An 18,728-nucleotide genomic window follows, 5' to 3' on the forward strand; every position below is an offset into this window, starting at 1 on the left:
TTTGCGGTCAGCGATTTACCGCCGAAAGTGGCGGTAGTGACATTGTTCGCAAAAATACGGCCACTAGACTGGGCGCATGCTGTCGAAGGTCGCCGTGGTGCTGTCCGAACGCATGGCCATGTTCGAATTCGGGGTCATCTGTGAGGTTTTCGGCCTCGACCGCACGGCCGACGGACTGCCCGCCTTCGATTTCCGGGTGTGCGGGGCCGAGCCGGGTGTCCCGCTGCACTCGACCAGCCCTGGCATCACAGTCACACCGGAGTACGGGCTGGAGGAACTGGCGGCGGCCGATCTGGTGGCCATTCCCGCCGCCGCGGCCGACCACGGATTCGATCCGCGGGTCGTCACGGCCATCCGCGACGCTGCGGCCGCCGGGGCGACCGTGCTCACCGTGTGTTCCGGAGCGTTCCTGGCCGGGGCGGCCGGGTTGCTCGACGGCCGCAAATGCACCACGCACTGGCGCTACGTGGAGAAACTCGCGGCCGAGTACCCCGAGGCAACTGTCGATCCGGACGTGCTGTTCGTCGACGAGGGTGACCTGATCACCAGCGCAGGCACCGCCGCGGGCATCGATGCCTGCCTGCACCTGGTGCGGCGCGAACTCGGCAGCGGCGTGGCCAACGCGATCGCGCGGCGGATGGTGGTCCCCCCGCAGCGCGACGGCGGGCAGCGCCAGTTCATCGAACGCCCCGTCGCGGCCTGCACGTCCGACAGCCTCATCCCCACCTTGGAGTGGATGAACGAGCACCTCGACCTGCCGCACACAGTGGAAGACCTGGCCGCCCGCGCCAACATGTCCACCCGCACCTTCGCGCGCCGATTCGCCGCCGAGACCGGAACCACCCCCGTGAAGTGGCTCACCAACCAGCGCGTGCTGCTGGCCAAGCAACTGCTCGAGGAAACCGACCTCGGGCTGGAACACATCGCCGACCGCTCCGGCTTCGGCTCCGGCGCCCTCCTGCGCCACCACTTCCAGCGTCTCGTCGGCATCGCCCCCACCGAGTACCGCCGCCGCTTCGGACGCAGCTCGGACACTCCCGCCTGATGACAAAACGGCGATGGGACCCGGCGGAATCTGCCGGACCGCGGCACTCACCCAACTGCACCGAGTCCGCGCGCTGAAAGGCACCGCATGAACCGCGGACATCGAACACGTATGTGGATCGCTACGGCCGACCTGGCGAGCATGACCGGCTGACTGGCCTGCGACATCGAAGAACACGACTCGCGTCCGATACGCAGTGCCTCGACGACCCCCTAGCCCGTAAGGTGCCCGACGATCCCGCCTGGGACCGGACCCGCCGCCACCATCTGTTCGGGCCTACCGCCGCGCCCGCTCGGCACGTCTCGCCGCAGGCCGCATTCCGAAGTTCGCCGGAGCACGGCACACGCCGGGCGGGCATCGGCAGTCACGCGGCAATCCGCCGTTCGATTGATACCGTGCACTCGTGTCGGAAAGTCCCTCGCCCGCGGCGGCGCGCAGCATCCTTGTTCTGGGTGGCGCGCGGTCCGGAAAGTCGGCGTTCGCGGAGGACCTCGCGCTTCGGGCCGGCGGCCCGGTGCGCTATCTCGCGACCGCCGTGCCCGATCCCGCCGACCACGATTTCGCCGAGCGCATCGCCAAGCATCGCGGCCGACGCCCGGCGGGCTGGTCGACCATCGAAAGCGCCGACCCGACAGCGATTCTCACCGCGTTCATGCCCACGCCGCCCGACGTGACCCTGATCGACGACATCGGCACCTGGCTGACCGCCCGCATCGACGCGCGCGAGGCTTGGGAGGCTCCGCGCGGCACGGTCTCCCCCGACACCGACGCACTGGTCGCGGCCGTCGCCGCCTACACCGGTGATCTCGTGATCGTCAGCCCGGAGGTAGGCATGGGCGTCATCCCGGCCACGCGTTCGGGCCGCCTCTTCCGCGACGAGATCGGCACCCTCAACCAGCGCTTGGCCCAGGTCTGCGACGAGGCCTTCTTGGTCGTAGCGGGCCTTCCCCTCCGTCTCGAGTAGCCCGCGCGACGACGAGCGACGACCGGCGGTGAACCGCGCGGATCGGTCGCACCGCCCACCGCCGGAGATCAGGTCACGGACCCACGGCGCGAAGGGGCAATGGCAAGATTGGGCGGCGTAGTCGGCGGAACCGCCATGACCGAAAGGCTCGATAGTGACGCACGGATTCGGACCGGTAGCGCCTCCGGACACACAGTTTCGTGCGGCGGCCGAGCAACGGCAGGCGCAGCTGACCAAACCCGCTGGTGCACTGGGCCGATTGGAGCAACTCGGCAACTGGGTGGCGGCCTGCCAGGGCGCGTGCCCGCCGAAGCAGTTCGAGCGCGCCAGGGTCGTGGTCTTCGCCGGGGATCACGGCATCGCGCGGCACGGGGTGTCGGCGTATCCGAGTGAGGTCACCGCGCAGATGGTCGCGAACTTCCTGGGTGGCGGCGCCGCGGTGAACGCGCTGGCGGCGGTGGCGGGCGCGACGGTTCGGGTGGCGGACATCTCCGTCGACGCCGACACCGATCCGCAGGTGTCCGAGCACAAGGTGCGCCGCTCCAGCGGGGCGATCGATCGCGAGGACGCGCTCACCGCCGAGGAGGTCCGAGCGGCGATCGAAGCAGGCCGCGCCATCGCCGACGAGGAGATCGACGCGGGCGCCGACCTGCTGATCGCGGGTGACATGGGCATCGGCAACACCACTCCGGCCACCGTGCTCGTCGCGAGCCTGACCGATACCGAGCCGGTCGCGGCGGTCGGCCGCGGCACCGGCGTCGACGACGCCGGATGGATCCGCAAGGTCGCCGCGATCCGCGACGCGATGCGCCGCGCCCGCCCGGTGGTGAAGGACCCGGTCGAACTTCTCCGCGTGGCCGCGGGCGCCGACTTCGCCGCGATGGCGGCGTTCCTCGCCCAGGCCGCCACCCGTCGTACGCCCGTCGTCCTGGACGGCGTCGTCGTCACGGCCGCGGCGATGGTCGCAGAGGATCTCGCCGCGGGCGCGAGCGCCTGGTGGCTGGCCGGTCACCGCTCCACCGAACCGGCACACGAACTCGCGCTGCGGCACCTGCGCCTGGATCCGCTGCTCGACCTGACCATGCGCCTCGGCGAAGGCTCCGGCGCGCTGACCGCCCTTCCGATCCTCCGCTCGGCGGTGGCCGCGCTCGCGGAGATGTCCACCTTCGCCGAAGCGGGCGTCAGCACCTCCGACGCCGAACAGGCGAGCGCCCCGCCGAACCTGCGCAAGTGAAGTCCGCCCTGCCGCGAGGCCGCCACCTGCCTACGACTCGGCGCGGCTGCCGTGACCTCGTTCCCGCCGGACCGTTCGGGGCTTCGAGCGGCGATCCGCAGGCGTCGGCAGTCCGCGCGCGGCACCCGGCCCCCAGGGAAGCGCCGCCCGTCCGCGGAGGACCGGCGTGAACGGGGTTCGGCTGGCGATCTCCTGGCTCACGGTGCTCCCGGTGCGCGGGCCGGATGCCGTGGACCGCGCGGCGGCGGGGCGGGCGATCCTGCTGGCGCCGCTGGTCGGCGCCCTGCTCGGGGCCGGGGCGGCGGGCCTGCTCTGGGCGCTGACCTGGGCCGGGGCGAGCGCCGCGCTGGCCGGGCTGCTGGTGGTCGGCGCGCTGGCGTTGATCACCAGGGGTATGCATCTCGACGGCCTGGCCGACACCTTGGACGGGCTCGGCAGCTATGGGCCGCCGGAGCGGGCAAGGCAGATCATGAAGAGCGGCGGGGCCGGACCATTCGGCGTCGCCGGGCTGGCGTTCGTCATCGGTATACAGGCGTTCTCGTTCGCGTCCTTGGCCGATTCGGGCCGGTGGTTCGCCGCCGCTCTCGCCGTGGTGACCGGCCGTGTCGCGGTGATCCTCGCTTGCCGGGGTGTCCCGGCCGCGCCGGGCACCGGGTTCGGTGTTCTGGTGGCAGGCACGCAATCGGCCGCCGCCGCGGTCATGTGGCCGGTGACCGCGGCGGGTCTCGCCGTGTTCGCCGTGCCGGGCCGCCCGTGGCTCGGCCCGCTGGCCGTGACGCTCGGACTGGCCGCGTCGAGGGTTCTGGTCCGGCACTGCGCGCGCCGTTTCGGCGGGCTCTCCGGTGACGTCCTCGGCGCCGCGATCGAGACCACGGTGGCCCTCACCGCGGCCGTGCTGTCCCTCACGATCCAGCCCGGCTGACCGTCTCCGGCGGGCCGTTGGGGGCGAGAGTCTGGGTCACTGGAATTTTTCCGGCGGTGGCGCGCGGATCGTCTGGGTCGGGCAATAAGGTGGGCGGTATGTCTTCTGAGCGCCTGTACTTTCGCCAGCTGTTGTCGGGACGCGACTACGCCGTGGGCGATCCGATCGCGACGCAGATGCGCAACTTCGCGTATCTGATCGGCGATCGGGAAACGGGCGACTGCGTGGTGATCGATCCGGCCTACGCCGCGGGTGATCTGGTGGACATCGCCGAGGGCGACGGCCTGCGGCTGAGCGGGGTGCTCGCCACCCACCACCACCCCGATCACGTGGGCGGCACGATGCTCGGCTTCACCCTGCGCGGTGTGCGCGAGCTGCTCGAAAAGACAAGCGTCCCAGTGCATGTCAACGCCAAAGAACTGCCGTGGGTGGCCAACGTCACCGGGATCGCCGAGAGCGAGTTCACCGGCCACGAGCACGGCGACAAGGTCACCGTCGGAGCTTTCGACATCGAGTTACTACACACGCCCGGCCACACGCCGGGCAGTCAGTGCTTCCTGTTCGACAACCGCCTCATCGCGGGCGACACCCTGTTCGTCGACGGCTGTGGCCGCACCGATTTCCCCGGCGGCGATTCGGACGAAATGTTCCGCAGCCTGCGCTACCTGGCCGGACTCGCCGGCGACCCGGTCGTCTATCCGGGCCACTGGTACTCGCAGGAACCCAGCGCCGCGCTGTCCACTGTCCGGGACAAAAACTACGTCATGCGTCCGCAGACGCTGGAGCAGTGGCACATGCTGATGCCGGGCTGAGTCACATCCGCCGCATCCACCCGTGCTTGTCGGCGAAGGTGCCGCGCTGGATGCCGGTGAGGGTGTCGCGCAGGGCCATGGTGACCGCGCCGGGCTCGCCACCGCCGATGGTGAATTCGCCCTCACCGGAGCGAACCCAGCCGACCGGCGTGATCACCGCGGCGGTGCCGCACGCGAAAACCTCGGTGATCTCCCCGGATTCGGCGCCCTTGCGCCATTCCTCGACCGAGATCTTGCGCTCCTCGACCGGGAAGCCGGAATCGGCGGCGAGGGTGAGCAGCGAGTCGCGGGTGATGCCGGGCAACAGCGAGCCGGACAGTTCCGGGGTGACCAGGCGCGCGTCGGAGCCGGAACCGAAGACGAAGAACAGGTTGTTGGTACCCATCTCCTCGACGTAGCGGCGCTCACACGCGTCCAGCCACACCACCTGGTCGCAGCCCTTGGCCGACGCCTCGGCCTGGGCCAGCAGCGAAGCCGCGTAGTTGCCGGCGACCTTCGCCTCGCCGGTGCCGCCCGGCGCGGCGCGCACGTATTCGGTGGACAGCCAGACCCGCACCGGCTTGACGCCACGCGGGAAGTACGCCCCCGCCGGGGAACCGAGCAGCAGGTACTTGTACGCCGCGGCGGGCTTCACGCCGAGTCCGGCCTCGGTCGCGAACATGAACGGCCGCAGGTACAGCGATTCCTCGCCGCCCGCCGCGGGCACCCACTCGCGGTCGACCTCGAGCAGTTGGCGCACCGACTCGATGAACAGCTCGTCGGGCAGCTCGGCCATCGCCATCCGGCGAGACGACCGGCGGAAACGCGCGGCGTTGGCGTCGATGCGGAAGCAGGAGACGCTGCCGTCACTGTGCCGGTAGGCCTTGAGTCCCTCGAAGATGGCCTGGCCGTAGTGGAACACCATGGTGGCGGGGTCCAGCGCCAGCGGCCCGTACGGCTCCACCCGCGCGTTCGTCCACGTGCCGCCGACGTAATCGATCGAGACCATGTGATCGGTGAAGTACCGCCCGAACCCCGGCTCCGCCAGTACCTCCTGTCGCCGCTGCGCCGGAAGCGGCGCGGGGTGCGGAATACGGGTGAACTGTGCGGCAGCGGTCATGGCGACGATCCTATCCGGCCCGATTCCGGCCATTTCGCCTTGGTCCATACCCCTCAGCGCAGCGCCGCCCGCAGCCGATCGCCCATGCGTCCGGGAGAAGGACGGGTCACTTGGTGCTGGTCCGCACGAACGGCGGGCGCACGATTTCGCAGCGCACGCGGCGGCCGCGCACGTCGACCTCGACCTCGGCGCCGGGTTGGATGTCCGCCGCGGTGTCGAGCAATGCCAGCGCGATGCCGACCTTGAGGGTGGGCGAGAAGGTGCCGGAAGTGGTTTCGCCGACGGGCTCGCCATCACGCAGCACGGTCTGCCCTTGCCGGAGCACACCCCGGTCGAGTGCTTTCAGCCCCAGCAGGATTCGGCGCGGACCGGCCGACTTCTCCTGTTCCAGAGCGGCCTTCCCCCAGAACTCCGGCTTCTGCCAGCCGACCGCCCACCCGCAGCGCGCCTGCACCGGGGAGATGTCCAGGGAGAGTTCGTGCCCGTGCAGCGGATAGCCCATCTCCGTACGCAGGGTGTCGCGGGCCCCGAGCCCGGCCACCTGCCCCTCGGCGGCGCGCACCCGCTCGACCAAGACGCGGAACAGCGACTCGGCGTCGGCCCAGCGCGGCAGCAATTCGTAGCCGTGCTCGCCGGTGTATCCGGTGCGGCAGACCCGGACGGGACGGCCGTCCCACTCGGCGTCGGCGTAGGCCATGTACTCGAGGTCGGTGGGCAGCCCGAGCGCGCTCAGCACCTCGCCGGAGCGCGGGCCCTGCACGGCGAAGACGGCGTAGTCGCGGTGCTCGTCGGTCACCGTGACGCCCTCGGGCGCGACCTTGCTCAGTTCCGCGACGACCGCCGCGGTGTTGGCGGCGTTCGGCACCAGGAAGATCTCCTCGTCGCCGACGTAGTAGGCGATCAGGTCGTCGATCACTCCGCCGTCCGGGGCGCAGCACAGTGTGTACTGCGCCTTGCCCGCCCGGATCCGGCCGAGATCGTTGGTCAGGGCCGAGTTCACGAACGCCGCGGCGCCCTGGCCGCGCACCGTCGCCTTGCCGAGATGGCTGACGTCGAACAGCCCCACCGTCGTGCGAACCGCCTGGTGCTCGGTCACCGTGCCCGCATAGGACACCGGCATCTCCCAGCCGCCGAACGGCGCGAAGGTCGCCCCCAGCTCGACGTGCACGGCGTGGATGGGTCCTTGCAGCAGGTTCGTCTCGGTCACCAGCCGAGCTTATCCGGGACCAGGGCGTCCGACGCTCGCACGCACTGAGGCCGGAACCACATCGGGATGAGCGTCGGGCCGTTCTGCGGCAAGGTGTGCGTCGTTCCGGTCGGCGCGAATCCGCAGCGGCTGTAGAGCCGGGCGGATCGTTCGGTGCTGGCTTCCAGGAACGCCGGGACGTCCGCTTCGGATGCCGCCTTCAACCGATCGGCGAGAATCGCCGCTCCGGCCCCTTTTCCGCGATGCTCCGGCACCGTGACGATCACCTGCAGGTACCGATGCGGGAACTCCCGGGGGTGTTCGCGGGCGAGCAGGTCGGTGACGATCACCAGCCGCTGCGCCACGCGCAGATCGGGAGCCTGCTCGAGCATGGTCCGCGCCTCGGCGGCTTCGTCGGCGAATCGTTCGACCGAGGTGACGTGCTGCCAGATCGACATCGACCAGATCTCCTCGCCCGCGCCCGCGACCCAGATCTCGTCGTCGCGCAACGCTCGATCGACCAGACCGGGCACGAACGCGGTACGGAAACCCGTATCGGGCTGTCCTTCGAGCACCCACGCGGTCACCACCTCGTCCGCGCTGGCGATGCCGAACGCCTCGATCAGCGCGTCACGGTCCTGGACACCCGCCTGGCGAGCGGTGATCTCCATCCGCCTCCCCTTTCCCTGCGAACACCGTACTCACGCATGAATCTAGGCAGGTCGAAGCCGTATCACTACCATTTCGTCACACCTGTTCGTGTGTCGAAACGGAATCCGGATGACCTGCGCTATCTGCCACGGCGACCTCGCCCAGCCCAGCCGGGGCCGACGGCGCAAGTACTGCTCGCGCTCCTGCCAGGCCCGCGCCTATCGCGCCCGCCGCGCGGCGATTCCGGTGCGCCGCCCCACCCGTCCGGCGCGGCTCACCACCGTCGGCATCGCACGCGCGGCGGTGGAGCTGGCCGACCGCGACGGGCTCGACGGTCTCACCATGCGCCGCCTGGCCGGCGCGCTCGGCGTCGCGACCGCCACCCTCTACCGCCACTTCCCCGACCGCGAAGCGCTCCTGGCGAGCATGGCGGAGCTGGCGCTCGACGAGATCCCGCCGCCCGGGACGGAATGCGGCGGCTGGCGTCCCCGGCTACGGCACGAAGCGCACGAGGAGTGGCGCCTCTACCGCAGGCATCCGTGGATGCTGCCGCTGCTGGCGCGCGTCCGTCCGCCGCTGGGCCCGGCGCTGCTGGACGTCCTGGAGCGCAACTTCGCCGCCCTCGACCATCCCGGCCTGACCCGGCAGACCGGATTCGCGATCTACCTCGCACTGTCGGGCCTGGTCCAAGGGCTCGCGCTGTTGTGGAGTTCCGAGCGCGCCGACCGCCTCGGCGATCCGCGCGACGCCGCCGAGACGGCCGCGCCGCGCGATCTCGCCGAACTGCTCGACCCGGCGCTGCGTCCCGTCCTGCACCGTTACTTCACCGACCTCTCCACCTTCGAGATGGACTTCGACGACCTGCTCGCGACCTCGGTGGAACTCCTGCTCGACGGCGTCGCGGTGCGCCATCCGGAACGAAGCGAATAGCCTGTGCCAATGACCGCTGTTGCAGATCGCTCGCTCGGACCGGAACTGGCACGCACCGAGACCATCGGCGCGGACACCGATGTGCTCGTCATCGGGTTGACCTCCTCGGAGGACGGTCCCGCCATCGTGCCCGAGGACCTGTTCGGCGACGTGCTCACCGCCGACGTGCGCGCGGAACTGCTCGATCAGCTCGGCGCGGTGGGCGCCAAGGGCAAAGCCGAGGAGCTGACCCGCATCCCGGCGCCGGTCGGGCTGGACGGCGTGAGCAGCGTCCTGGCCGTCGGCCTCGGCTCCGCCGAGAAGCTCGACGCCGAGCAGATCCGCCGTTCGGCCGGTGTGGCCGCCCGCTCGCTGTCCGGCACCGAACTGGTGGTGACCACGCTGTCCGGGCTGGATATCGGCGCCGCCGCCGAGGGCTTCTACCTGGGCGCCTACTCGTTCACCCCGTTCCGCTCGGACAAGTCGGCGCCCAAGCCGGACGAGCGGCCCGTGGCCCGCGTCGAGTTGCTCGTGCCCGAGCCGGGATTCGGCGAAGAAGCCTTGTTCCGCGCGCAGGTCACCGCCGAGGCCGTCGCCACCGCACGGGATTTCGTGAACACCCCGCCCAGCCATCTGTTCCCGGCCGAGTTCGCGTCGCGTGCTCAGGAACTCGCCGAGGCCGCGGGCCTCACCGTGGAGGTGCTGGATGAGAAAGCGCTGGAAGCGGGCGGTTACGGCGGCGTGCTCGGCGTGGGCAAGGGTTCCTCGCGCCCGCCGCGCCTGATCCGGATCACCTACGCGGGCGGCCCGAAGAAGGTCGCCCTGGTCGGCAAGGGCATCACCTTCGACACCGGCGGCATCTCCATCAAGCCCGCGCAGAACATGGAGAACATGACCTCCGACATGGCGGGCGCCGCCGCCGTGATCGCCACGACGCTGCTGGCCGCGCGGCTGAGCCTGCCGATCACCGTCACCGCGACCGTGCCGATGGCGGAGAACATGCCGTCGGCCACCGCGCAGCGCCCCGGCGACGTGCTCACCCAGTACGGCGGCACCACCGTCGAGGTGCTCAACACCGACGCCGAGGGCCGGTTGATCCTCGCCGACGCGATCGTGCGCGCGAGCGAGGACGACCCGGAGTACCTGATCGACGTGGCCACCCTGACCGGGGCGCAGATGGTCGCGCTCGGCACCCGCACGCCCGGCGTGATGGGCACCGACGAGTTCCGCGACCGGGTTGCCCGCATCTCCCGCGAGGTCGGGGAGAACGGCTGGGCCATGCCGCTTCCCGCCGAACTGCGCGGCGACCTGAACTCCAAGATCGCCGACCTGGCCAATGTCGCGCCGCACCGCTGGGGCGGCATGCTGTCGGCCGGGCTGTTCCTCAAGGAGTTCGTCCCGGAGAACGTGCAGTGGGCCCACCTCGACGTGGCGGGCCCGGCCTATAACACCGGCGGTCCGTTCGGCTACATCGGCAAGGGCGGCACCGGCGTCCCCGTTCGCACGCTGATCGCCGTGCTCCAGGACATCGCCGGGGAGTGAGCGCGACGCGCGTCGTCCGGGACGACTCCCGGACGACGCGCACAGGCCACCCCGCCCGACCGCATCACGTGTTCCATGCTCCTGGCCGGACTCAGGACCGACATTCCGGCGCGTCCGGCTCGCGTCACTGACGGCAAGCGAGACGGCTCCGCGGCACCCCCACGGGTCCCGCGGGAATCGGGCGCAACGGACAATCCGACGGCTCAGAGGTCGTACAGATCCCGCTCCATTTCGCGCTGCCGCTCCACTCGCTTACGCGCGTCGTAGTCGCGCATGCGTTGCGGATACCCGGTCTTGCGGACGTCGTAGACGGGGATGTGCAAATCCTTGGCAAGCCGTTGCGCCCCGCGCTCGCCGACGATCCGGCGTGTCCATTCACCATCCGCGGCAATAAGGACAACTGTGACATCTGTCACCGTGGTCTTCGGTTCGATGTAGCCCTCGACGCCCACATGCGTGCGCACCCAGTCGGCCAGATGACGAGCGTCCGGCCCGGACACCGAACCCCCACGTGAAGTGCCGCCACCCCGGGCAGCGCCGCCGCGGAAACGATCCAGCAAACCCAACGACGCCGACCTCCTTTCCTGCACCGGAGAATGTTCACCGCCGGTCTTCCCATACTGCCAGCTCCGCGCAGTACGCCGCCCTGTGCTACATGGCTTGCGCGCGAGTGCAAGGATGGACCGCGGTACAAGAACCACACGGATCTCCGGTGCCACGCACAATGATCGGTGGCTTCCGGACTCCCGTCGCGACCCGCGCCGGGCGTCCGCAGTGAGATCAACTGTTGTAGAACCCCGTCGAGCAGTCAGAGGAGTCAACGGACATGGCCTTCTCCGTCCAGATGCCCGCTCTTGGTGAGAGCGTCACCGAGGGAACGGTGACCAGGTGGCTGAAGCAGGAAGGAGACACGGTCGAGGTCGACGAGCCGCTGCTCGAAGTCTCCACCGACAAGGTCGACACCGAAATCCCGTCCCCCGCGGCGGGTGTGCTGTCGAAGATCGTCGCGAACGAAGACGACGTGGTCGAGGTCGGCGGCGAGCTCGGCGTGATCAGCGAGCCCGGTGAGGCGGCTTCTTCCGCTCCCGCGCCCGCTCCCGAAGCCGCGGCGCCCGCGCAGGAGACCCCGGTCCCTTCGGAGGAAGCGCCTGCCGCCGAGCCCCAGCCCGCTCCCGCCGAGCAGCCCGCGCCCGCCGCCCAGGCCGCTCCCGCGTCGTCGGGTGACGGCACGCCGGTGAAGATGCCGGAACTCGGCGAGTCGGTCACCGAGGGCACCGTCACCCGCTGGCTGAAGGCGGTCGGTGACGAGGTCGCCGTCGACGAGCCGTTGCTCGAGGTCTCCACCGACAAGGTCGACACCGAGATCCCCTCGCCCGTCGCGGGCACCCTGCTGGAGATCTCCGCCCAGGAAGACGACATCGTGGCCGTCGGTGGGCAGCTCGGCGTCATCGGCAGCGGAGCACCGGCGGCCGCCGCCCCGGCTCCCGCGCCCGCCCCGGCACCTGCTCCGAAGCCCGAACCGGCCCCGAAGCCCGAACCGGCCCCGGTCGCCGCCGCCCCGGCTCCCGCACCCGCCCAGGCTCCCGCTCCGGCTCCGGCGCCCAAGCCCGAACCGGCTCCCGCGCCCGCCGCCGCGGCGGCCGCCGAATCCTCCAACGGCGCAACCCCGTACGTCACTCCGCTGGTCCGCAAGCTGGCCGACGAGCACAACGTCGACCTCGCCGCGATCACCGGTTCCGGTGTCGGGGGCCGCATTCGCAAGCAGGATGTGCTCGCCGCCGCCGAGGCCAAGAAGGCTCCTGCTCCGGCGGCTGCTCCCGCCGCGGCCGCGCCCGCCGCGCAGGCGCCCGCCGCGCCCGCCGCCGCCCGTTCCCAGCTGGCCCACCTGGTCGGCACGGTGCAGAAGGCCAACCGCATCCGCCAGATCACCGCGACCAAGACCCGCGAGTCGCTGCAGACCACCGCGCAGCTGACCCAGGTGCACGAGGCCGACGTCACCAAGATCGCGGCGCTGCGCAAGCAGGCCAAGGCCGCGTTCAAGGAGCGCGAAGGCGTCAACCTGACGTTCCTGCCCTTCTTCGCCAAGGCCGTGGTCGAGGCGCTGGGCGTGCACCCGAACGTCAACGCCAGCTACGACGAGTCCAGCAAGGAGATCACCTACCACGCCTCGGTGCACCTCGGCATCGCCGTCGACACCGAGCAGGGCCTGCTGTCCCCGGTGATCCACAACGCCAGCGACCTGTCGCTGGCCGGGCTGGCGCGCGCCATCGCCGACATCGCCAACCGGGCCCGCAACGGCGGACTCAAGCCCGACGAGCTGGCCGGCGGCACCTTCACCATCACCAACATCGGCAGCCAGGGCGCGCTGTTCGACACCCCGATCCTGGTTCCGCCGCAGGCGGCCATGCTGGGCACGGGCGCGATCGTCAAGCGTCCGGTCGTCGTGACCGACGAGACCGGCAACGAGTCCATCGGCGTCCGCTCGATGTGCTACCTGCCGCTCACCTACGACCACCGCCTGATCGACGGCGCCGACGCCGGGCGCTTCCTGACCACGATCCGTCACCGGCTCGAGGAAGCGGCGTTCGAGGCCGATCTCGGCCTGTGAGGAAGGTCCCGCGGCACGTATGAAGGTCGTGATCGCCGGCTCGTCCGGGTTGATCGGGACGGCGCTCGTCGCGGCTCTGCGCCGCGACGGGCACGAGGTCGCCAGGCTGGTGCGCAGGAAAACCGCGGGTCCGGACGAATTCGCCTGGAACCCGGCCCGCGCCCACCTGGACGAGCGGGCGCTTCGCGGCGCCGACGCCGTGGTCAACCTGTGCGGCGCGGGCGTGGGACGGCGCCGCTGGAACGGCAGCTTCAAACAAGAATTGCGGGACAGCCGGATCACGCCCACCGACGTGCTGGCCGGGGCGGTGGCCGACGCGGGTGTCCCCGTGCTGCTCAACGCCAGCGGCGTGCACTACTACGGCGGCGCGACCGGCGATCGGGTGGTGGACGAGTCATCGCCCGCCGGTTCCGGATTCCTGGCCGCGCTGTGCCGTGACTGGGAGAAGGCGACCGAACCCGCCACGGCGGCCGGGGTGCGCACCGTGCTGTTGCGCAGCGCCGTGGTGCTGTCCCGGGCCGGTGGCCTGCTCGGCATGCTGCATCCGCTGTACGCGGTCGGCTTGGGCGGGCGGCTGGGCAACGGTCGCCAGTACACGCCGTGGATCTCGATGGCCGACGAGATCGGCGCGATCGTCTTCGCGCTCACCCATGACACGATGTCCGGTCCGATCAACGTGGTCGGTCCCGCACCGGTCACCAACGCCGAGTTCAGCCGCGCGCTCGGCCGGGCGCTGCATCGCCCGACTCCGCTCGTCATCCCGGCATTCGCGCTGCACGCGCTCGTCGGCGAGATGGCGCGGGAGGCGATCCTGCACGGGCCGAGGGCCATTCCCACCGCGCTCGAGGAAGCGGGCTACCAGTTCCACCATCCCACCATCGGCGCCGCGCTCGCGGCCGCGGTGGGACGACCCGGAGATGTTCGATGACCGACCGACTCGACACCAGGCCCGCCACCGTCATCCGCGACGCCACCACCGACGATCTTCCGGCGATCCTCGACATCCACAACGCGAATATCGCCACGTCCACCGCGATCTGGGACACCGAGCGCGTCGGCTTGGACGAACGCCTCGGCTGGTTCCGGGCCCGCACCGGCGCGAGCCTGCCCGTGCTGGTCGCCGAGATCGGCGGGGAGCTGGCCGGTTACGCGAGCTACGGGCCTTGGCGAGCCAAATCGGGATACCGCTACACGGTCGAGAACTCCGTGTACGTCGACGAACGCTTCCAGCGTCGCGGCATCGCCACCGCCCTGCTCACCGAGTTGATCGACCGTGCGCGCCGCGCGGGCGCCGTGCACGCCATGATCGCCGCCATCGAATCGTCCAACACCGGTTCGATCGTGCTGCACGAACGCTTCGGCTTCCGCACCGTCGGCGTGCTGCCCGAGGTGGGCCACAAATTCGGCCGCTGGATGGACCTGACCCTCATGCAGCTGACCTTGCCGGTCGAGGTCGACTGACCCGCATCTTCGCACCTCACCTGCCGAATCTCGCGCGGAATACCAGTTGTTCGCGCGGCAATGCGCTCGTCTACGCAGGGCGGCCGGTCCGTAGTCGAGCCTCGGCGTCGCTGCGCGCGTGTCTTTCAGATCCTGCGGTCTCGGCACCTGCCCGCGAGACCCCATCGCATGGACCTGGCGACAGCCTCCGGGATGCGAGATCGCCTGTCTGGGATCAGGCCGAACAAGGACCGGGAACCTCCTCCGGTCAGCGTAAGGGCAACCCTCCAGCTCTCCACCTGGCAACCCCGCCACGACTGTGGGGGTTCCCACATCGAGGTGCTGGAACCGGCCGTCCCCGTGGGCGTACCGTCGTCGCTGTGATCAACCCGCGCACCACCCGGTCCGCCCGATTCGATACGACCCCGATCGTGGTCGAGGATCTCGGACTCATCGACTATCACGCCGCCTGGGACCTGCAACGCGGCATCGCCGAGCAGCGCGCCGACGGCAACGGATCCGATCATCTGCTGCTGCTCGAACATCCGTCGGTGTACACCGCGGGCCGCCGCACCGAGGCCGACGACCTGCCCATCGACGGCAGTCCGGTGGTGCAGGTCGACCGCGGTGGCAAGATCACCTGGCACGGTCCGGGCCAACTGGTCGGCTACCCCATCGTGCGGCTCGCCGAGCCGGTCGACGTCGTCGACTACGTGCGCCGCCTCGAGGAGGCGTTGATCACCGTGTGCACCGGCCTCGGTCTGGTCTGTGGCCGCGTCGAGGGCCGCTCGGGCGTCTGGCTGTCCGCCACCGAGTTGTACGCCGAACGCAAGATCGCCGCGATCGGGGTGCGCGTGCAGCGTGGCGTGGCCCTGCACGGCGTCTCGTTCAACTGCAACGCCGCCATGGACGGGTTCCAGGCGATCGTCCCCTGCGGCATCCGCGACGCGGGCGTCACCACGTTGACCCGCGAACTCGGTCGAGAAGTGACCGTCGCCGAGATCAAGCCGCTGGTGGCCGACGCCATCATCCGCGCGCTCGACGGCGACCTGCCGGTCGGCGAGCACGATATCTCCCGCGTCACTCCTGGTGACACCACCCCGCGTACCACGAACGCGACGGCGTAAGGTCGATCAAGTGACCTCAGTCGATACCCCGACACCACACAATGCGTCCGCACCCAACGGCCGCAAGCTCTTGCGCATCGAAGCCCGCAACGCGGAAACCCCCATCGAGCGCAAACCCAAGTGGATTCGCACCCGCGCCACCATGGGGCCCGAGTACTCCGAACTCAAGGGTTTGGTGAAGCGCGAAGGCCTGCACACTGTTTGCGAGGAAGCGGGCTGCCCCAACATCTTCGAATGCTGGGAAGACCGCGAGGCCACCTTCCTGATCGGCGGCGAACAGTGCACGCGCCGCTGTGATTTCTGCCAGATCGACACCGGCAAGCCCGCTGCCCTGGACCGCGACGAGCCCCGCCGCGTCGCCGAGAGCGTCCAGGCCATGGGCCTGCGCTACTCGACCATCACCGGCGTCGCCCGCGACGACCTGGAAGACGGCGGCGCCTGGCTCTACGCCGAAACCGTCCGCGCCATCAAGCGTCTGAACCCGCACACGGGCGTGGAATTGCTGATCCCCGACTTCAACGCGAACCCCGACCAGCTCGCCGAGGTCTTCTCCGCGCGCCCGGAAGTGCTGGCGCACAACCTCGAAACGGTTCCGCGCATCTTCAAGCGCATCCGCCCGGCTTTCCGTTACGAGCGCTCCCTCGCGGTCCTGACCGCCGCCCGCGAAGCCGGTCTGGTCACCAAGTCGAATCTCATCCTCGGCATGGGCGAAACCCCCGAGGAAGTCACCCAGGCCATGCGCGACCTGCACGAGGCAGGCTGCGACATCCTCACCATCACCCAGTACCTGCGCCCCTCCCCCCGCCACCATCCCGTGGACCGCTGGGTGAAGCCGGAGGAATTCGTCGAGCACTCCGAGGCGGCCGAGGAAATCGGCTTCGCGGGCGTCATGGCAGGCCCCCTGGTCCGCTCCTCCTACCGGGCCGGGCGGCTGTATGCCCAGGCGATGGCCCACCATGGCCGCGAGATCGCTCCCGAGATGGCGCACCTCGCTGAGGAGGGCACCGCCTCCCAGGAAGCCAGCTCGGTGCTGGCCCGCTTCGGCAACTGATCCTTACCGTCGGCCCTCGCGCCCAGCCTTCGCGCGCGAGGGCCGACGCGTGTCCGAAGCAGACCACACTCTCGGTGCGTAAACTAAGATTGATTCTTAGTAAGTTGTCACCTTAGTTCAGGAGGCGGGTGTGGAGTTCACCGGAAGGTCCGCAGACCTCGACCTGCTCACTCGTCAACTGAACTCGGTGATCGAGGGCACCGGCACCACCCGGGGCCGTGCCGTCATCGTGACCGGTCGCCGACGGGTCGGTAAATCGCGGCTCGTCCAGGAATTCTGCGATCGTTCCGACCACGGCTACCTGGTCTTTCAGGCAACGCGCGGGCGCAATCCCGTTGCCGAGCGTGAGGAGTTCACCGCTACGGTCGCTCAGTCCGGGTTCGGTCGCGCGGAGTTGATCAGCGGGTTGCAGGCCGGCGACTGGAATCAAGCTCTCCGGTCCCTGGCGATCGCCTTACCCGATGACGCGCCCTGTATCGCGGTTATCGATGAGGTGCCGTGGCTGGTCGAACAGGATCCGGAGTTCGAAGGCGCGTTGCAGACGGTGTGGGATCGCCACCTGTCGGCCAAGCCGGTGCTACTGCTCCTGGTCGGCAGCGACATCTCCGTCATGGAGGCACTCGGATCACGCGACCGGCCGTTCTTCGGGCGCGCGACGAAAATGACCGTCGAACCGCTGCATTTGGCCGATGTGCAGGCCATGACCGGCCTCGACGCCGCCGACAGCGTCGACGCGGTGCTGATCACCGGCGGATTCCCCGAGATCGTGAGTTCGTGGCGCCCAGGAATGAGCCGTGCCGACTTCCTGCGTGACGCGGCCGCGAATCCACTGGCCCCTTTGCTCGTGGCAGGCGAGTTGTCGCTGCTGGGGGAGTTTCCGGAGGGAATGCGCTCGCGCGCGGTCCTGGAAGCCATCGGCAGCGGAGAACGAACCTTCAGTACCATCGCCGCCCAAGCCGGTGGAACGAACGCACTGCCCGCGGGCACCCTCAATCCGCTGCTGAACATGTTGCAGGACAAGCGAATCGTTGCTGGCGATCTTCCGCTGTCCACGAAGCCGGATACCAAGAACAAACGCTACCGAATCGCCGACCCCTATCTCCGGTTCTGGCTCGCCTTCCTGGAACGCGGCATTCCACTCATCGAGCGCGGCCGTGGCGATGTCGCACTGAACCGGATCGAACGTTCCTGGACCACCTGGCGCGGACGTGCTATCGAACCGTTGGTCCGCGAATCCCTCATGCGTCTGCTGCCCGATACGAGGTGGCCGGACACCGAGGCGGTCGGTGGCTGGTGGAACCGGCAGAACAATCCCGAAATCGACCTGATCGGGGCCGATCGAGAACCGGTCGCCAGGGCGGTGCATTTCGTCGGCTCGATCAAGTGGCTCGAAGATCGCCCGTTCGACCGCCATGATTACGACCGTCTCGCCCGTTCGCTGTCCGCAGTGCCCGGAACCGATCACGGCACCGCACTCGTAGCCGTCTCGCGATCCGGCGTCGCGAAGAACTTGCCGCTGGCATTGCATTGGGGGCCAGAGGATCTCGTTCGAGCATGGGAGTGAATCTCGATCCGAATCGGCCTGTTCGGTCCCGAGCGGACACCCGGATAATCTGCGTCCAGGACCCGAGGATGCCGAGCGATGCGAACGGAATCGACTCAGGGGACAAGCGGAACTTCTCGCGGAGCGCGATCTTGCAAGCCGGTAGGACTGGTTGCGAGGTAGTCGCGAAATAATTGCCCATGCCCGCTCTGAGTTGTCAGCACAAGCGTGGATACAGAGTTCCAGTAATCGGATCGAGACAAAGTTGGTCTCGTTACTGCAAAGTACGAATTTGTGGTCCAAATCACGTTTGCTAGCATAATGCCTGGTAGTGGCGTTGATAGGTATAGCCGATCGGCGCTTACAAGATCGCTTATCCGGACCATTAACTGACTGTTTGCCGTGCGTTAACCAGTCGTGATCAAGCTGAGATCAGGTCTGAGAGGGACCTGGGAAACAGCTCCACAGCCCACGGCTTGTTTCTCTTCGGGTACGGCAGCGGCACCGACGGGCATCGCCCCCGAGTCGTGCACCGCGTCGCGCCGCCAGGAATTCGAACCCTGGCCTTCACAACGAAATCCGAAAACCGCACACG

At 69.4% G+C, this 18,728-nt stretch carries 17 protein-coding genes; 13 read left to right on the top strand and 4 right to left on the bottom strand.

Annotated features, from left to right (window positions below; all coding sequences use genetic code 11):
- Positions 1-76 precede the first annotated feature (76 nt).
- The 5 genes from ACIA5H_RS00500 (at position 77) to ACIA5H_RS00520 (ending at position 4,977) form a co-directional block, all read left to right on the top strand.
- A complete protein-coding gene (locus ACIA5H_RS00500; RefSeq protein WP_355072910.1) occupies positions 77-1,045 on the top strand; it encodes a helix-turn-helix domain-containing protein in 969 nt (322 codons plus the stop codon).
- 403 nt (positions 1,046-1,448) lie between these two features.
- Positions 1,449-2,009 (top strand): bifunctional adenosylcobinamide kinase/adenosylcobinamide-phosphate guanylyltransferase, encoded by a 561-nt coding sequence (gene cobU, locus ACIA5H_RS00505; protein WP_397072849.1) that lies wholly within the window; start codon positions 1,449-1,451, stop codon positions 2,007-2,009.
- 154 nt (positions 2,010-2,163) lie between these two features.
- Positions 2,164-3,243, top strand: a complete 1,080-nt coding sequence (gene cobT / locus ACIA5H_RS00510; protein ID WP_397072851.1) for a nicotinate-nucleotide--dimethylbenzimidazole phosphoribosyltransferase — start codon at positions 2,164-2,166, stop codon at positions 3,241-3,243.
- 166 nt (positions 3,244-3,409) lie between these two features.
- Complete coding sequence (locus ACIA5H_RS00515) at positions 3,410-4,165, top strand: adenosylcobinamide-GDP ribazoletransferase (RefSeq protein WP_397072853.1); 756 nt, start codon at positions 3,410-3,412, stop codon at positions 4,163-4,165.
- 98 nt (positions 4,166-4,263) lie between these two features.
- Entirely contained in the window at positions 4,264-4,977 is a 714-nt protein-coding gene (locus ACIA5H_RS00520) for an MBL fold metallo-hydrolase (protein WP_355072903.1), read from the top strand.
- A 1-nt stretch (position 4,978) separates the two neighbouring features.
- On the opposite strand, the gene ACIA5H_RS00525 is transcribed toward ACIA5H_RS00520, so the two are convergent.
- The 3 genes from ACIA5H_RS00525 to ACIA5H_RS00535 form a co-directional block, all read right to left on the bottom strand.
- Positions 4,979-6,076 carry a branched-chain amino acid aminotransferase gene (locus ACIA5H_RS00525; protein ID WP_397072856.1) on the bottom strand — a complete coding sequence of 366 codons (1,098 nt, stop codon included), beginning with the start codon at positions 6,074-6,076 and terminating at the stop codon, positions 4,979-4,981.
- A gap of 106 nt (positions 6,077-6,182) precedes the next feature.
- Positions 6,183-7,283: a glycine cleavage system aminomethyltransferase GcvT gene (gcvT, locus tag ACIA5H_RS00530; RefSeq protein ID WP_397072858.1), complete on the bottom strand. Its 1,101-nt coding sequence runs from the start codon at positions 7,281-7,283 to the stop codon at positions 6,183-6,185.
- On the bottom strand, positions 7,280-7,933 hold the full coding sequence (locus ACIA5H_RS00535; RefSeq protein WP_397072860.1) for a GNAT family N-acetyltransferase: 654 nt from the start codon (positions 7,931-7,933) through the stop codon (positions 7,280-7,282). The genes gcvT and ACIA5H_RS00535 overlap by 4 nt, the downstream gene beginning before the upstream one ends.
- A gap of 109 nt (positions 7,934-8,042) precedes the next feature.
- Between ACIA5H_RS00535 and ACIA5H_RS00540 the strand changes: the two genes are divergently transcribed.
- Both ACIA5H_RS00540 and ACIA5H_RS00545 read left to right on the top strand, forming a co-directional pair.
- Complete coding sequence (locus tag ACIA5H_RS00540) at positions 8,043-8,843, top strand: TetR/AcrR family transcriptional regulator (RefSeq protein WP_379253041.1); 801 nt, start codon at positions 8,043-8,045, stop codon at positions 8,841-8,843.
- Positions 8,844-8,852: 9 nt separating this feature from the next.
- Positions 8,853-10,364 (top strand): leucyl aminopeptidase, encoded by a 1,512-nt coding sequence (locus ACIA5H_RS00545; RefSeq protein WP_397072863.1) that lies wholly within the window; start codon positions 8,853-8,855, stop codon positions 10,362-10,364.
- 203 nt (positions 10,365-10,567) lie between these two features.
- Here ACIA5H_RS00545 and ACIA5H_RS00550 read toward each other — a convergent pair whose 3' ends face one another.
- Positions 10,568-10,930 carry an oxidoreductase gene (locus ACIA5H_RS00550; RefSeq protein ID WP_379253038.1) on the bottom strand — a complete coding sequence of 121 codons (363 nt, stop codon included), beginning with the start codon at positions 10,928-10,930 and terminating at the stop codon, positions 10,568-10,570.
- Between the two features lie 260 nt (positions 10,931-11,190).
- Here ACIA5H_RS00550 and sucB point away from each other — a divergent pair, with 260 nt between their 5' ends.
- From sucB to ACIA5H_RS00580, 6 genes are all read left to right on the top strand, one after another.
- Positions 11,191-12,972, top strand: coding sequence for a 2-oxoglutarate dehydrogenase, E2 component, dihydrolipoamide succinyltransferase (gene sucB / locus ACIA5H_RS00555; protein WP_379253037.1), 1,782 nt, complete (start codon positions 11,191-11,193; stop codon positions 12,970-12,972).
- Positions 12,973-12,991: 19 nt separating this feature from the next.
- On the top strand, positions 12,992-13,900 hold the full coding sequence (locus ACIA5H_RS00560; RefSeq protein WP_355072890.1) for a TIGR01777 family oxidoreductase: 909 nt from the start codon (positions 12,992-12,994) through the stop codon (positions 13,898-13,900).
- Positions 13,897-14,433, top strand: coding sequence for a GNAT family N-acetyltransferase (locus ACIA5H_RS00565; protein WP_379253035.1), 537 nt, complete (start codon positions 13,897-13,899; stop codon positions 14,431-14,433). The genes ACIA5H_RS00560 and ACIA5H_RS00565 overlap by 4 nt, the downstream gene beginning before the upstream one ends.
- A gap of 359 nt (positions 14,434-14,792) precedes the next feature.
- Positions 14,793-15,539 carry a lipoyl(octanoyl) transferase LipB gene (lipB, locus tag ACIA5H_RS00570; protein WP_397072866.1) on the top strand — a complete coding sequence of 249 codons (747 nt, stop codon included), beginning with the start codon at positions 14,793-14,795 and terminating at the stop codon, positions 15,537-15,539.
- Between the two features lie 10 nt (positions 15,540-15,549).
- The gene (gene lipA / locus ACIA5H_RS00575; RefSeq protein ID WP_355072885.1) at positions 15,550-16,590 is read left to right on the top strand and encodes a lipoyl synthase; all 1,041 of its coding nucleotides are present in this window, start codon (positions 15,550-15,552) and stop codon (positions 16,588-16,590) included.
- Positions 16,591-16,720: 130 nt separating this feature from the next.
- Positions 16,721-18,154 (top strand): ATP-binding protein, encoded by a 1,434-nt coding sequence (locus ACIA5H_RS00580; protein WP_397072869.1) that lies wholly within the window; start codon positions 16,721-16,723, stop codon positions 18,152-18,154.
- The last annotated feature ends 574 nt before the right edge of the window (positions 18,155-18,728 follow it).

It is taken from the genome of Nocardia sp. NPDC051900 (assembly GCF_044452545.1).
GTDB lineage: Bacteria > Actinomycetota > Actinomycetes > Mycobacteriales > Mycobacteriaceae > Nocardia > Nocardia sichangensis.

Coding starts and splice junctions, on each gene's coding strand:
- ACIA5H_RS00520 (WP_355072903.1), top strand. CDS start 4,264: ATGTCTTCTGAGCGCCTGTACTTTCGCCAGCTGTTGTCGGGACGCGAC.
- ACIA5H_RS00525 (WP_397072856.1), bottom strand. CDS start 6,076: ATGACCGCTGCCGCACAGTTCACCCGTATTCCGCACCCCGCGCCGCTT.
- sucB (WP_379253037.1), top strand. CDS start 11,191: ATGGCCTTCTCCGTCCAGATGCCCGCTCTTGGTGAGAGCGTCACCGAG.
- ACIA5H_RS00565 (WP_379253035.1), top strand. CDS start 13,897: ATGACCGACCGACTCGACACCAGGCCCGCCACCGTCATCCGCGACGCC.
- ACIA5H_RS00545 (WP_397072863.1), top strand. CDS start 8,853: ATGACCGCTGTTGCAGATCGCTCGCTCGGACCGGAACTGGCACGCACC.
- ACIA5H_RS00540 (WP_379253041.1), top strand. CDS start 8,043: ATGACCTGCGCTATCTGCCACGGCGACCTCGCCCAGCCCAGCCGGGGC.
- ACIA5H_RS00500 (WP_355072910.1), top strand. CDS start 77: ATGCTGTCGAAGGTCGCCGTGGTGCTGTCCGAACGCATGGCCATGTTC.
- ACIA5H_RS00560 (WP_355072890.1), top strand. CDS start 12,992: ATGAAGGTCGTGATCGCCGGCTCGTCCGGGTTGATCGGGACGGCGCTC.
- ACIA5H_RS00535 (WP_397072860.1), bottom strand. CDS start 7,933: ATGGAGATCACCGCTCGCCAGGCGGGTGTCCAGGACCGTGACGCGCTG.